The 14,718-nt window shown below is 32.6% G+C and carries 11 protein-coding genes and 1 tRNA gene; 11 read left to right on the top strand and 1 reads right to left on the bottom strand.

The features are described from left to right. Positions 1-6 precede the first annotated feature (6 nt). From mscL to GN138_RS12050, 6 genes are all read left to right on the top strand, one after another. Entirely contained in the window at positions 7-408 is a 402-nt protein-coding gene (gene mscL / locus GN138_RS12075; RefSeq protein WP_157364253.1) for a large conductance mechanosensitive channel protein MscL, read from the top strand. A 183-nt stretch (positions 409-591) separates the two neighbouring features. Continuing rightward, the gene (locus tag GN138_RS12070; RefSeq protein WP_157364252.1) at positions 592-1,581 is read left to right on the top strand and encodes an aspartate-semialdehyde dehydrogenase; all 990 of its coding nucleotides are present in this window, start codon (positions 592-594) and stop codon (positions 1,579-1,581) included. Between the two features lie 149 nt (positions 1,582-1,730). Next, positions 1,731-3,896: a prolyl oligopeptidase family serine peptidase gene (locus GN138_RS12065; RefSeq protein WP_157364251.1), complete on the top strand. Its 2,166-nt coding sequence runs from the start codon at positions 1,731-1,733 to the stop codon at positions 3,894-3,896. A gap of 80 nt (positions 3,897-3,976) precedes the next feature. Further along, a complete protein-coding gene (locus tag GN138_RS12060) occupies positions 3,977-5,053 on the top strand; it encodes a hypothetical protein (RefSeq protein ID WP_157364250.1) in 1,077 nt (358 codons plus the stop codon). Positions 5,054-5,063: 10 nt separating this feature from the next. After that, positions 5,064-7,538 (top strand): FG-GAP-like repeat-containing protein, encoded by a 2,475-nt coding sequence (locus tag GN138_RS12055; protein ID WP_157364249.1) that lies wholly within the window; start codon positions 5,064-5,066, stop codon positions 7,536-7,538. A 92-nt stretch (positions 7,539-7,630) separates the two neighbouring features. Next, positions 7,631-8,545 carry an ABC transporter ATP-binding protein gene (locus GN138_RS12050; protein WP_157364248.1) on the top strand — a complete coding sequence of 305 codons (915 nt, stop codon included), beginning with the start codon at positions 7,631-7,633 and terminating at the stop codon, positions 8,543-8,545. On the opposite strand, the gene GN138_RS16315 is transcribed toward GN138_RS12050, so the two are convergent. Continuing rightward, on the bottom strand, positions 8,531-10,261 hold the full coding sequence (locus GN138_RS16315) for a phytanoyl-CoA dioxygenase family protein (protein WP_157364247.1): 1,731 nt from the start codon (positions 10,259-10,261) through the stop codon (positions 8,531-8,533). The two genes, GN138_RS12050 and GN138_RS16315, sit on opposite strands and share 15 nt — an antisense overlap. Before the next feature lie 137 nt (positions 10,262-10,398). On the opposite strand from GN138_RS16315, the gene GN138_RS12040 reads away from it, so the two are divergent. The 5 genes from GN138_RS12040 to GN138_RS12020 all read left to right on the top strand — a co-directional run bounded on the left by GN138_RS12040 (position 10,399) and on the right by GN138_RS12020 (position 14,665). Then, positions 10,399-11,007: a hypothetical protein gene (locus GN138_RS12040; protein WP_157364246.1), complete on the top strand. Its 609-nt coding sequence runs from the start codon at positions 10,399-10,401 to the stop codon at positions 11,005-11,007. A gap of 410 nt (positions 11,008-11,417) precedes the next feature. Beyond that, complete coding sequence (locus GN138_RS12035; RefSeq protein ID WP_157364245.1) at positions 11,418-11,951, top strand: tetratricopeptide repeat protein; 534 nt, start codon at positions 11,418-11,420, stop codon at positions 11,949-11,951. Positions 11,952-12,090: 139 nt separating this feature from the next. Next, on the top strand, positions 12,091-12,387 hold the full coding sequence (locus GN138_RS12030; RefSeq protein WP_157364244.1) for a DUF6331 family protein: 297 nt from the start codon (positions 12,091-12,093) through the stop codon (positions 12,385-12,387). A 6-nt stretch (positions 12,388-12,393) separates the two neighbouring features. Beyond that, positions 12,394-12,477, top strand: a tRNA-Tyr gene (locus tag GN138_RS12025). 1,087 nt (positions 12,478-13,564) lie between these two features. After that, positions 13,565-14,665 carry a slipin family protein gene (locus GN138_RS12020; RefSeq protein ID WP_157364243.1) on the top strand — a complete coding sequence of 367 codons (1,101 nt, stop codon included), beginning with the start codon at positions 13,565-13,567 and terminating at the stop codon, positions 14,663-14,665. Positions 14,666-14,718 lie beyond the last annotated feature (53 nt).

Below are 14,718 nucleotides of genomic sequence, written 5' to 3'. Positions count from 1 at the left end.
TAAATTATGTTAAAAGAATTTAAGAATTTTATTATGACTGGCAACGTTGTAGAGTTTGCCGTTGCTGTAATTATGGCTACTGCTATTGGTGGAGTAGTAAACGGATTTGTATCTAATATTGTTATGCCAGTTGTTGGTATGTTTACAGGTGGTGTAAATTTTGCAGACAAAAAAGTTGTATTATCTGAGGCTGTTGTAGATGCTGCAGGTAAAGTAACTCAAGCTGAAAACGCTATTACTTATGGTGCTTGGATAGATACAATCATTAACTTATTAATTGTTGGTTTTGTAATGTTCATAATCGTTAAGGCATACAACAAAACTAAGGCACCAGCTGAAGAACCAGCTCCAGCAGGACCTACTGAGCTTGATATATTAAAAGAAATTAGAGATTCATTAAAAAAATAAAACGTTTAGCGACACCGCTACACCGCAATTTTAATAACCAAACCCAGATAGTAAATCTGGGTTTTTTTATGTAAATTGTTAAATAATTAACATTTTGTTTTTTGTTGTTATAAGACATAGTTAAATTATTAAAAAGAGGTTTTTTGTTTAGTTTTGCTTAAAATTTATTTAAAAGTTAAAAAAATGAAAGTAGCTATCGTAGGAGCAACAGGCTTAGTAGGAAATGTAATGCTTAACGTCTTAGAAGAGCGTAATTTCCCAGTAGATGAATTATTATTAGTCGCTTCAGAACGTTCAGTAGGCAAAAAGATGGATTATAAAGGCACAGAGATTTCTGTAATTAGTATTCCGTCAGCTATAGAAGCCAAACCAGATATTGCTCTTTTTTCTGCAGGAGGTAGCACGTCTTTAGAATGGGCTCCAAAATTTGCTGAAGTTGGTACCACAGTAATTGATAATTCTTCGGCCTGGAGAATGGATAACACTAAAAAATTAGTAGTCCCAGAAATAAATGCCAATGAGTTAACTAAATCAGATAAGATTATTGCTAACCCAAATTGCTCAACCATTCAAATGGTTATGGCATTAGCTCCGTTACATAAAAAATATAAAATTAAAAGAATCATTGTGTCTACATACCAATCTGTTTCGGGTACTGGTGTAAAAGCTGTGGAACAAATGGAAAATGAAATTGCAGGTAAAGAAGGTGATATGGCTTACCCTTATCCAATTCATAAAAATGCAATTCCTCACTGTGACGTTTTTGAAGACAACGGTTACACCAAAGAAGAAATGAAATTGGTTAACGAAACTCAAAAAATATTAGGTGACCGTTCTATCGCTGTTACTGCAACTGCTGTTAGAATTCCTACAGCTGGTGGACATAGCGAAGCTATTAATGTAGAATTTGAAAACGAATACGATGTTGCTGACGTAAGAGAACTTCTAAACGCTACAGATGGAGTAATTGTTCAAGATAATTTAGAAACCAACAGTTATCCTATGCCAATGTTTGCGCATGGTAAAGATGATGTTTTTGTTGGTCGTATAAGACGCGATGGTTCACAACCAAATACTTTAAACATGTGGGTTGTAAGTGATAACCTCAGAAAAGGTGCTGCAACAAATACGGTTCAAATCGCAGAATACCTTGTAAAAAATGACTTAGTGTAAAGTAATATACATCTATACAATCTTAATAAATACGCTAATTCAATTATGTTATTAATTGAATTAGCGTATTTTTTTGCATTTTAACTAATGCCAAAATATGAAAATCTTATCTTTGGGAGAATCGTACTTTAAAATCAATCATTCTAATTATGAAAAAATTACTGCTCCTAACCCTAGTGCTGAGTATTTTTGTATCATGTAAAAACGAAACTGAAACTTTGAAAACAATTTCTGTAGACTACCCTAACACAAACAAAATTGAAGTTATTGACACTATATTTGGAGAAGCTGTATCTGATCCATACCGTTGGTTAGAAGATGACAGAAGTGCCGAAACTGAAGCTTGGGTTAAAGCTGAAAATGAAGCAACTTATGGTTATTTAGATAACATTCCTTATCGAAAAGAATTAAAAGAACGTCTTACGAAACTTTGGAATTACGAAAAAATAGGTTCACCATTTAAAGAAGGAGATTATACCTACTTTTATAAAAATGATGGTTTACAAAACCAATACGTAATTTACAGATATAAAACAGGAAATGACCCAAGTACTGCAGAAGTATTTTTAGACCCAAATACATTTAAAGAAGATGGCACCATTTCTTTAGGAGGTACAAGTTTTTCTAAAGATGGTAAAACGCTAGCCTATTCTATTTCTGAAGGCGGTAGCGACTGGAGAAAGATTCTGATTATGAATACAGATACCAAAGAAATTGTAGAAGACACTTTAGTTGATATTAAATTTAGTGGCATGTCTTGGTATAAAAACGAAGGGTTTTATTACTCTAGTTACGACAAACCAAAAGGAAGTGAATTATCTGCTAAAACAGACCAACATAAAGTTTACTATCATAAACTAGGTACAAAACAATCCGAAGACGAATTAATATTTGGAGGTACACCAGAACAAAAACACAGATATATTTATGGAGGTGTAACAGAAGATGATAAATACTTAATTATATCAGCTAGCGTTTCAACATCTGGTAACAAACTTTTTATTAAAGACTTAACAAAACCCAATAGTAAGTTAATTACTATTTTAAATCATACAGATAGTGATATTAGTATTTTAGAAAATGTAGGTTCAAAACTTTATCTGTCTACAAACTTAAACGCTCCAAATAAAAGGGTTGTAACGGTTGATGCTTCAAATCCAACTCCAGAAAATTGGGTAGATTTCATACCCGAAACGAAAAATGTATTAAGCCCATCAACTGCTGGTGGTTACTTTTTTGCTAAATACATGGTTGATGCCGTTTCAAAAATATTACAATATGATTATGATGGAAAATTAGTTAGAGAAGTTGAACTACCTGGCGTAGGAAGTGCAGGTGGTTTTGGAGCAAAAAAAGAAGAAAAAGAGCTATACTACTCATTCACAAATTATGTGACTCCAGGAAGTATCTACAAATATGATATTGAAAGCGGAACCTCAGAATTATACAGAAAACCAGATATTGATTTCAATCCAGAAGATTATGAAAGCAAGCAAGTGTTTTATAAATCTAAAGATGGTACTAAAGTGCCAATGATTATAACTCATAAAAAAGGTTTAGAGCTTAATGGAAAAAATCCAACAATATTATATGGTTACGGAGGTTTCAACATAAGTTTAACACCAAGTTTTAGTATTGCAAATGCTGTTTGGATGGAACAAGGTGGTATATACGCAGTACCAAACCTTAGAGGTGGAGGAGAATACGGAAAAGCATGGCATGATGCTGGTACAAAAATGCAAAAGCAAAATGTTTTTGATGATTTTATTGCTGCAGCAGAATATCTTATTTCAGAAAACTACACGTCTTCAGATTATTTAGCGATTAGAGGAGGTTCTAATGGAGGCTTATTAGTTGGTGCAACTATGACCCAACGCCCAGAATTAATGAAGGTAGCTTTACCTGCTGTTGGCGTTTTAGATATGTTACGTTACCATACATTTACAGCTGGTGCTGGTTGGGCTTATGATTATGGAACCGCAGAAGATAGTAAAGAAATGTTTGACTATCTTAAAGGCTACTCACCTGTTCATAATGTAAAAGAAGGAGTAGAATATCCTGCAACTTTGGTAACAACTGGTGATCATGACGATCGCGTTGTACCTGCTCATAGTTTTAAATTTGCTGCCGAATTACAAAGTAAACAAACAGGTAACAACCCAACACTTATTAGAATAGAAACAGATGCTGGACATGGCGCTGGTACACCTGTAAGTAAAACCATTGAGCAGTATGCTGATATTTATGGATTTACTTTATACAATATGGGATTTGAAGTGTTACCATCTAAAACAGAAGAAAAAATAAAAGGATAATATATTTTAAATTTAAAAATACGTTATGGTAGGGTTTTCAAGTATTTAACTGTCTTATTTATAAGGATTAACTTTAGTGCATGAAAAAAATCTACTTTACTTATTTACTAATTATTCTATGTCTATTTTCTTGCGGTAAAGATGATGGGTTAACACCTGTTGACCCAGAATCCATTGTTCAATTTGATTTAGAAAATATACCTTATCAATCACTTTCAGATTATCAATTTTTTGAAAATGATTTAAAAAATCTAGAACCAACATTTGGCGTGGTTCCATATACCTTAAATTCTACGTTATTTAGTGATTATGCAAAGAAAAAACGATTTGTTTGGATGCCTAACAACACCAAAGCAGCATTTGTTAGTGCCGATAAAAACTTAGATTTTCCAATAGGAACTATTATAATTAAAAGTTTTTATTATGATAATGTTTTACCAGAAAATGAATCTAAAAACCTAGAAACAAGACTAATCATAAGAAAAGAAGAGGGTTGGGTTTTTGCTAACTACGTCTGGAACACTGATCAAACCGAAGCTACCTTAAACATGGATGGTAGCTATGTAGATTTGCAATGGCAGCAAGACGATGAAATAAAAACAGTACAGTATAGAATACCATCAGCGGCAGAATGTCATACGTGTCACAAAGTAATGGAGATAGCGCAACCAATTGGTCCTAAACCAAGAAACTTAAATTTAATATATAATTATAGTGATGGCTCTGCAAATCAATTAGACAAATTAGTGGATGTTGGTTATTTAGAAAATTCACTCCCAAATACCATAGCAAAACTTCCAAATTATAACAATACTAATGAGACTTTAGAGCGCAGAGTAAGAGCTTATGTAGATATAAATTGTGCACATTGCCACTCAGAAGAAACACATTGCGCATACAGACCACTACGATTAGATTTCACAGATACAGAAAACCTAACAAACTTAGGAGTATGTGTTGATGCAGATACTGACCTTGGTTTTGACCTTGGACATATTATAGAACCAGGTGATGCAAGAAATTCTGTATTGCATTACAGAATTAGTTCTATTGAACCTTCAAATAGAATGCCCTTATTAGCAAGAACTGTTATGCATACTGAAGGTGTTCAATTAATTGAAGCTTGGATAGACTCATTAAATACCAATTGTAACTAAACCAACCAATATGATAAAACTTCTACGCTTTACTCTTCTATTTAGCTTGTGCTGTAGTTACACATACGCGCAACAGTTAAATCAACCTGCCAATTGGCCAAACAATCAATGGACACTTTCTGGATCTTACAATGCTTCATATTTATATGAAGACCCAACAACTAGCAGTAGCTCATTTTCATTTGATGATAATCTTGCAGGTGGTGCTTCGGTTAATGATGTTGCCGCAGAATCGCCTATTATTGATTTAAGCGCTGCTTTTAATGCTAATGAAACCAACATTGTGGTTAGTTTTCAATATGGTCTTAACATTTATCAAAATGAAGCTCTACAACTTCAGTACTGGAATAATTCTACGAGCTCATGGGAAAATTGGGGAAGCACTCTTCCTGAAAATTCTAATACAACAGTAAATTTTTGTAACGATACTCCAACAACATTTATTAGTGATGGTTTAGACATTTCAACATTTTCCACTTCACAATTAACTGGTTTTAAATATCGTATTTATTACAACGATAATAATTCTTATGGTTGGGGTTTCTGTGTTAATACCGTTAATATATCTTCAAGTACACCTCCTGCTTGTCCAAATGTTAACGCTGTAACTGTTAATAATATCACTGATACAACTGCACTTGTTAGCTGGGTTCCAGGTGATACTGAAACAACCTGGGAAGTTGCCGTCTACTTAACTACTGAATCTACACCTACATCAGGTACTACTACAGCAGAAAACCCATATACAATTACAAACTTATTACCAGAAACCGACTATATCGTTTGTGTAAGAGCCGATTGTGCAATAGAAGGTTTTAGTGGTTGGGAATGTTATAATTTTACAACGGGAATTGATTTATCTAGTTTTCCAACAACATTTACAACCAACTCCATAAACACAACTGGAACTTATGATATTGCTCTGGTAGATTTAAATGGCGACTTTTTAGATGATGTTGTTTCTGTAAGTTCCAATAATATCAATGTGCATTATCAATTAGCAACAGGCGGTTTTAATGAAACAAACATTGCAACCTCAACAGCAGATTTTGTGCCTAGTTGGAGTTTAGCTGCTGGTGATTTTGACCGAAATGGCTATAACGACCTCGTTTATGGAGGTGGATCAGGCGTTACGTTTATGAAAGCTAACAGTTCTGGCACTGGTTATACTGAAATATCTGGATCTAATTATGTTTTTTCACAGCGATCTAATTTTGTAGACATCAATAACGATGGTCACTTAGACGCTTTTGTTTGCCATGATGTTGATGCTAATGTCTATTATATTAATGATGGATCAGGTAATTTAACTTTTTACCAAGGACAGAGTGCAGGTGTTGTTCCTAATGGTCTAGGCCTAACTCCTGGTGGTGGAAATTATGGAACCGTATGGATAGATTTTGACAACGATAGAGACATGGATATGTTTATCGCAAAATGTAGAGGTGGATCGACAACTATAAGTACAAACGAATTATGGAGAAACGATGGCAATGGTATTTTCACCAATGTTGCCGACAGCAATAATTGGTACAATTCCAATTACCCAAGCGTCGGACACAATAATTCTTCAAATTTAGGAGACAACATTCAAACCTGGTCTTCTGCTTGGGCAGATTTTGATAATGATGGTGATATGGATGTATACGTTGGCGCAAGTAGTAGTACAAACGGACTCTCAAAATTAATGCAAAACAATGGTGACGGTACTTTTACAGACGTTACTGCGGGATCAGGAGTAAACGGTGCACCAATGGGAATAGAAAATGCACCTGCAGATTTCGATAATGATGGCTATGTAGACATATTAACTAATGGTGATATATTATTTAATAATGGTGATTTTACATTTACAAATTATTCAGATTATATGCCACAAAGTGGTGCCATTGGAGACACAAATAATGACGGATTTTTAGATGTTTTTAGAAACGGGAATATCTATTTAAATAATGCAAACTCTAATCACTGGATTAAAATTAACACCATAGGTACAAATAGTAATATTAATGGAATTGGCGCCAGAATAGAAATTGAAACTGCAACAGGAACTCAAATACGTGATGTAAGAAGTGGAGAAGGTTTTGAGTTTATGAGTTCACTAACGGCACATTTTGGGCTTGGTACAGAAACTTCAATTAATAGTATAACTATATATTGGCCTTCTGGTGTTGTAGATTACATAGAAAACCCAGCAATAGATACAACCCATAATATTACCGAAGGTTCTGCATTAAGTGTTATAGATGAAACCTTATTAGATCTTACCGTATATCCTAATCCTGTAGAAGACGAATTAAATATTGAAACCACTGCTGATATTACCAATAAAGTAGCAACAGTTTTTGATATTAATGGTAAACGCGTCCTTAACCTAAAATTAAACACAACCTCAATTGATGTTTCAAATTTAACAAGTGGTGTTTACTTTCTAAGATTAGAATCTAATGGAAAAATTATGAAACGAAAGTTTATAAAGAAATAAAACTTCAAAATTTAAAAATCATATGAAACCGTTTGAGAAATCAAGCGGTTTTTTTATGCAAATTAATTTTTTGAAAGACCTATCTTTGCAATATGCTTCAAGTAAAAAATGTCACTTTTGGATACTCTAAAACTAAGGTTTTAAAAGCTGTTGACTTTAAAGTTGAAGCTGGAGAAAATCTTGCCATAATAGGCGAAAGTGGCTCAGGAAAAAGCACGCTTCTAAAACTAATTTATGGCGAATACGATTTAAAACAAGGCCATATTTTTTGGAAAAACGAAGAAATTTTAGGTCCAAAACACAACTTAGTGATTGGTTATGATTTTATGAAATACGTGACCCAGGAATTTGACCTTATGCCTTTCATTACAGTCGAAGAAAATATTGGTAAATACCTGTCTCGTTTCTATCCTGAAGAAAAACAAAGACGCACAGAAGAACTTATAAAAGTTGTAGAATTAGAAGCCTTTGCCAAAACCAAAGTAAAACTATTAAGTGGAGGACAAAAACAGCGCGTAGCCATTGCGAGAGCCTTAGCCAAACAACCAGAAATCCTTCTACTAGACGAACCATTTAGCCATATTGATAATTTTAAAAAACAATCATTGAGGCGAAGCATTTTTAAGTATCTAAAAGACAATAATATTGCTTGCGTTGTTGCCACACACGACAAAAATGATGTCCTCGGTTTTGCAGACCAACTACTCGTAATTCACGATTCTAAAATTATAGAAAAAGACACACCTCAGCACATTTACAACCATCCAAAAACACCTCTAATAGCTTCATTTTTTGGAGAGTTTAATATTATTGAGCCTTTTGGTATTGTATATGCTAGTCAAATTGAAATTGTAGAACAATCCGATTTAGAAGCTGTTGTAAAACATTCTTATTTTAATGGTAGTAACTGGCTAATTGAAGCAGAATATAAGTCAGAATCTATTTTTATTGAGCATTCTAAGGAAATAGAATCAGGTCAAGACATTTACATCTCAATTGCTAAATAAATCTTCTCGCTCTGCGTAGCTCAAACCATTTGGTAATTCTATAGATGAAAATTCTAAATGCAAAACGCGTCTTCTCTTTTGTACTGTTGTTTCCGATGACGCATGCAACACTAATGGTTTTAATAATTGAACACCACCAGAAGTAACTTCACTGACAAAAGGAATAGAATTAGTGCTAATTAAATTAATGTCTTCGGTACTCAACTGTTTATTATGAGAACCAGGAATCACTTTTAGCGCCCCATTTTTTACCGTTGTATCATCTAAATGTATTCGCATTGAAAACGTGTTTTTTGAAATCGCTTCTGGTGGACGAACGCTAATTACACCTTTTTTATTTGTCCAAGACGAAAAACCTTCAGTGTCTATTTTTTCCAACACATTTATAGGCACATCTTGATGCCAAGTAACGTACCAATTATCTTTTGGCGATTTATCAAAATAAATGGCTTTAGTTAAAAAAGCATTTCTATCAATCGATTTTACGAGTTTTTTAAAATTCTTGTTGAATAAAATTTCTTTCAATTCTGGCATCTTTTTTAGCACTTTTCGCATACCAAAAGTCTGCTCGTTGTGTGCTTTAAAATAAGCGTCGAACCTAGTTTTTAATTTTCTTATATCTCGTTTAGTGTACACATGGTTTAATATGCCAAAACCTTTATGTTCTAACCGTTTGGCAATTGTTCTTAGGCTTTTATCATTAATTTCAGTTTCATAAGTATCAATAGCATCATATAAGCGTTCTTTAATGTTTCGTTTTAAACGCTCTGGTGCAATAACTTTGATGCCTTCACCTAAGCCTAAAATCTCTTTTTCTAATTCAAAATTTAACTGTACATCTAAAGAAATGGTTACACCATAATAATCTCTACTCACTTCTTTCTGCGAGTGATGAAATGGCTTTGTTAACACATATGGTGCTTGTTTATGTGTCACATAAAGTAAGACGTGTTCTGGCTCTAAATTAGGACTCACAGAAACGCCAATAGCATTGTTATAATAGTTTACAACATCAAAATTATGGTCAATTACATAAGGGCTATCACTTTTTTTAATGGCAATAATTCTATCTAAAGCTAAATTCATAATGCCTTCATTTTTATTGCGTTTCCCAATTAAAAACCACCGATTTCTAAACTCTTTCAACAAATAGGCATGAAATAAAAAGGTGTTTTCTTTCCTTGCTTTAAACGATTGATAGGTTATTTCTATCGTTTCTTTCTTTAAAATAAATTGGTACAGCTCATCTAAAAATTCTAAGCCTTTTAAATTATCGTTCTTTTCAAAATCGATTAACGATTTTTCATGTGTTTTTTGTGTGTAAACGTGGTCTTCTAATTTTTGAACCATACTTCCTAATTCCGAAAAATGAGAAAATCCTTGAAACTGTTTTAAAAAGGAAACAGCCTCTGATAATTTGGTTAAATCTTGATTAGATATTGGACTGTTTGTAATACTATAATCGTCATCATCGTATTTGTAAAACTTACGATTATAAACTACAATTGGTGCGTTGTAACCTAATTTATCGCTACGCATCATTTGCAAATCTAATTGTACAGTGCGTTTACTCACATCAACATCTTTGCCTTCGTATTCATAAAGCGCATCAGAAACGGCTTCTATTAAATCATTAAGTGTCCATTGTCTAAACCTATTCTGTAGACATTTATCAATGGTTTTATATCTTATTAATGCGTTTTTATTTACTGCCATATCACCTTATCTACATACGTTTAGACCTAGCAGATTTTAAAAATCTAGCAGGTCTTAATAATTAAATTTAAAAGAAATAATTAATCTACGCAAAAAGATTGCGCAACATCTAAAGACATTTGATCAAAATTAATAAAATGGAAACTTTAAAATTAAAAATAATCGAAGTGTTAGTTAACGATATTAGCATTGAGGAATTTGAAAAATGGTTATATCAATCAGATTTATTAAATGAAAATCTAAAACAAAACTCACTTATTTTTGAAGTTATAACGATCAATTACAGAAAAGAAACTGCGCTAAAAGAACTAAAAAATATTGCTTCAACTCTATTTGATGAAAAGCACTTAGTCGCTATGAAAATTAAAGTGAATTGTAGAAAAATAGTGAACTCAAACACACCAAAAAATATAGAAAAATATGTCTTTAACATTATTAAAGATTTTAATTTTGAAATAGAATCAACGGTATATGAAAATTTTTATAGTTTATATTACTCATTCAATGGTTTTGACTACACAAATTTCACAAAAGGTTCACTGAAGGACATAAATTTTAGAACAGTTACCTACGCAAAAACCGTCTTAGAAAACTTAAAAAACTGTAAAACTATTGACGACAAAAAAGAAGTTTTGTTCTTAGATTTACTTGATAAAAATCAAGCAATCAAACATATAAAAACGCTTCCAAAAACCAGAAAATCAACTTTAAAACAAAAATTATTTGCTTTTTTAAAAAAATTATAATACTTCGTATTATGGTCTCAAATTTTATACCATCTCGAAAATAAGTTTTGTAAAGTCAAAAAAAAAGCTAAATATTTGCATCGCATTTCAACCAAAACATAAGTTGAATTAAAAATTAGAAGCTATGAGTTTATTTATAACATATCAAAACCGTCCAGAAGGAATACCTCCTTTTGTGATGCTTCGTGATTATCGTTAGATAAACTTTTCAAAATTATAGATGAAAAATCCGAAGCCAATTAAAAACTGTTTCGGATTTTTTGTTTTCAGTCATTAGCAAACCTGCTAAACACATTTTCACAAACAGTACAAATTAAAGTTGAACAAAAATGTTTTGCAATTACGCACATTTGCGTTCAATAATTTTAAATCACTTTCTGAAATAAATTCAGGAAAAAAATAATATAACAATGGACACTAATTTATTAAACAATTATGTGCTAAAAGCTATAGATGCTTATCCATACGAACTAGAAGAAACTGTAGAAAATCTAAACTACGCCTTATCCTACGAAGCCAACAATGCCTATGCTTTGTATTTAATGGGTCGTTTACAAGCCGAACAATTTGGCGATTACGAAAAAGCCAGGCAGTATTATGCAGAAGCTTTGGCTAACAAACTAGATTTTCACAAGGTGTATTCAAAATACATTCTGGTTTTAATGTGGAATGAAGATTACCAAGAAGCTCAAAAATTAATTGACTTTGCATTAACCGTAAAAGGATTAAACAAAGGCGAAGTTTACTTGTTTCAAGGGCAACTTTTTGAGATTCTTCAAAAATACAAGAAAGCATTAAAGACTTTAAAACTCGCAAAAAAGCACGTGTACAATAACAGCTTTACCAGTTTTATCGATTCTGAAATTAAAAGAATTAAAAACAAAATGAAACCGAAAAAGACTAAAAAAGTCAAGAGCAAGAAAAAAAAGAAGAAGAAAAATTGAAATAATTATTACTACGCAAAAACATTGCGCAATAGCGTAAAATATTTGCATCGTAATTAATAAGAAGTCTTTTTGGAATCAGACTTTAAAGTAGTGCTCTGCCAGAACGAGGCATCTGGCAGAGCTTAATAAAAGGAAAATGAAATATTTAAATATTGATAATTGGATTAATAAAAATGAAACCTTTTGGAAAGCATTAGAAATTCATTGCATGGTAGAATGTTGCGGAATTGATGCTTTTGCTTTTGATAAAGAAACTATTCTTAGCAAAACATTACAGCATGACGTACTAGATATTAAAAATAATATTGAAGCGATTATCAAAGAAATTAACATTTCAAAATTTGATAAAATATCAAGTGGCTTTTTTAATCTATATGAAGACAAAGAAGTATTCGGAAAAAGAATGACAGAAATATTACTATTACTAGAGTAACAAAACGGAAGCATTGAGCAATTGGTTGGCTCACGAGATTGTAAATCTTGTTTCATAATGAACGCGTAGGTTCAAGTACTACTGCTTCCACATGAGTTAGGAAAAAAGCCATAAACATTTTTTTATGATGAAAGACGGCAAATATTCAAACCCTAAATCAATTCGCAGAATTGAACATCAAGGCGCAGAATAGATGAAGAAAAGCTTCGAAATCAGGAGAACACAGTTCGACGCGAAGTTTTCAAATCGGTTTCAGTTTGAAAAACTGAAAATTCCTTGACTTGACAGTGATTTTTTGGTTCGTTTTGTATCAAGACAAAATGAACGTATAGAAAAAAGCTAAAGAAAGTTCTTTAAAATAAAAACTGAGAATATAACGATTGGATGTTTTCTCGCTTTGGATGCGAAAGGTTGCAGGTTCGAGTCCTGCTTCTCAGACTAAGATTCCTGCTTTTGCAGGACATAATATCAAGCAAGTCTTGTTAAGTGTTTCAGTATAGCACTATTGTATAAATCCTTACCAATAGGTATTAGGTTTTTATATTCAACTTGACTTGATACCAACGGGTTATTTGGTAAAGAATAACCACCACATCTATGTACACAGGTTCGAATCCTGTCTTCTTTAACGGGAAGTAGCTAAAGCGGTTATAGCAATAGATTCAATATGTAGGTTCGAATCCTACCAAACCGAGATTCGGTTTGTGGCGGAATTGGTAAACGCGCTGTATTTCGGTTACAGTTTGAAATGGACTAAAAATCCATCATTAGTCAAAGAAGGTCACTTTTAAAAATAGACCACCAAGTGCGCCACACTTTAAATGGCAAAAACAAAGTGAACTAAAACTAGCAATAGCAACTTGTTGTTAGCGCAGTCTAGAAAACACCTTGAAATACTGATGTATTAAAAGCCGTTTTAGGTTTTCTTTTAAAGATTCATTTTTCAATAAACGATTCAACATTGGTTGCTTCAAAATTGATAAATTGTCTCAAGAACAAAGCTTAAAAACTCTTTAAATCGCAAGTATTTCCGTAGTTAGAAAGATGGTTTTCTTTCATTTTGTTTTAATTGAATAGTCATTCTCAATCCTGTCAATTATCGGGAGAGAATTCTATTATAAATGTTTAACCGTTCTGAAATAAAAAATAAAAACTTCAGAACAAAAAATTAGAAATCATGTATAGAGTAAGAATTCATGCAGGTACAGTAGGTTTAGTGTTTAAAAACGGTAATTACGCTCGCGTTATTACAGCAGGTAAACATTGGATAAATTTTAGAGAGCAAGTTTTAAAATACGACTTATCACAAGCTTTCAGTGCACCAAAAGCATTAGAAATCTTGCTTAAAGATGAGACTTTAGCCAACATGTTGCACGTTGTAGAGGTAAAGGATAACGAAATTGTTTTGCTTTACGAAAACAACAACTTTAAATGCGTATTAAAAGCTGGTCGTTACACCTTCTGGAAAGGTTTAATAAACTACAAGTTTGTTACTGCAGATTTAAGTAAAATTGACATCACAGAAGAAGTCAGCAAAGCTTTATTTAGCAATATGCAATTGCGTCAATACATTAGAACATTTGAAGTTGCAGCATACGAAAAAGCTATTATGATTGTTAATGACGCGTTTGTTAAAACCTTAGAACATGGTACATACCATTTCTGGAGAAATGAGCAAACCATTAAAATCTCTAAAGCAGATATGCGTCAATTGCAATTAGAAGTTGCAGGTCAAGAATTATTGACTAAAGACAAAGCAACCGTTCGTATTAATTTCTATGCACAATACAAAGTGACTAACGTAGAAACCGCGTTAATGCATAACAAAGATTACGAAAAGCAATTGTACATTATTTTGCAATTAGCATTACGCGCATTTGTTGGCGCTTACACTTTAGACGAATTGTTAGAGCAAAAGGAAACAATTGCCAAAGCTGTTTTAGAGGATGTAAAAACACAAGCCAACAAGTTAGGTGTAAATGTGTTGCACGCAGGTTTACGAGATGTTATTTTACCAGGTGATATGAAAGAGATTATGAATCAAGTATTGATTGCCCACAAAAAAGCGCAGGCTAATGTGGTCACAAGACGAGAAGAAACAGCCTCAACAAGAAGCTTGTTAAATACCGCGAAATTAATGGAAAACAACAGCATGTTGTTTAAATTAAAAGAGATGGAATATGTTGAGAAAATTGCCGACAAAATTGGTGAAATCACAGTTGCTGGCAACGGTAACGTCATTGAACAATTAAAGGACATATTCTCTGTGAATAAGTAAATTCTATAATCCTGCAAGGTTTCAGAACCTTGTAGGTATTATAATAAGTAGTT

Origin of the sequence: Winogradskyella endarachnes (genome assembly GCF_009741275.1) — a bacterium.
In the GTDB taxonomy this organism is placed as follows: domain Bacteria; phylum Bacteroidota; class Bacteroidia; order Flavobacteriales; family Flavobacteriaceae; genus Winogradskyella; species Winogradskyella endarachnes.
Note: the sequence above shows the minus strand (reverse complement) of the source record. Positions and strands in the feature narration are given on the sequence as shown.

Bases quoted from the DNA above. Each gene is read 5' to 3' on its own strand.
- GN138_RS12020 (WP_157364243.1), top strand. From the start codon at position 13,565: ATGTATAGAGTAAGAATTCATGCAGGTACAGTAGGTTTAGTGTTTAAA.
- GN138_RS12055 (WP_157364249.1), top strand. From the start codon at position 5,064: ATGATAAAACTTCTACGCTTTACTCTTCTATTTAGCTTGTGCTGTAGT.
- GN138_RS16315 (WP_157364247.1), bottom strand. From the start codon at position 10,261: ATGGCAGTAAATAAAAACGCATTAATAAGATATAAAACCATTGATAAA.
- GN138_RS12035 (WP_157364245.1), top strand. From the start codon at position 11,418: ATGGACACTAATTTATTAAACAATTATGTGCTAAAAGCTATAGATGCT.
- GN138_RS12060 (WP_157364250.1), top strand. From the start codon at position 3,977: ATGAAAAAAATCTACTTTACTTATTTACTAATTATTCTATGTCTATTT.
- GN138_RS12040 (WP_157364246.1), top strand. From the start codon at position 10,399: ATGGAAACTTTAAAATTAAAAATAATCGAAGTGTTAGTTAACGATATT.
- GN138_RS12070 (WP_157364252.1), top strand. From the start codon at position 592: ATGAAAGTAGCTATCGTAGGAGCAACAGGCTTAGTAGGAAATGTAATG.
- GN138_RS12030 (WP_157364244.1), top strand. From the start codon at position 12,091: ATGAAATATTTAAATATTGATAATTGGATTAATAAAAATGAAACCTTT.
- GN138_RS12050 (WP_157364248.1), top strand. From the start codon at position 7,631: ATGCTTCAAGTAAAAAATGTCACTTTTGGATACTCTAAAACTAAGGTT.
- mscL (WP_157364253.1), top strand. From the start codon at position 7: ATGTTAAAAGAATTTAAGAATTTTATTATGACTGGCAACGTTGTAGAG.
- GN138_RS12065 (WP_157364251.1), top strand. From the start codon at position 1,731: ATGAAAAAATTACTGCTCCTAACCCTAGTGCTGAGTATTTTTGTATCA.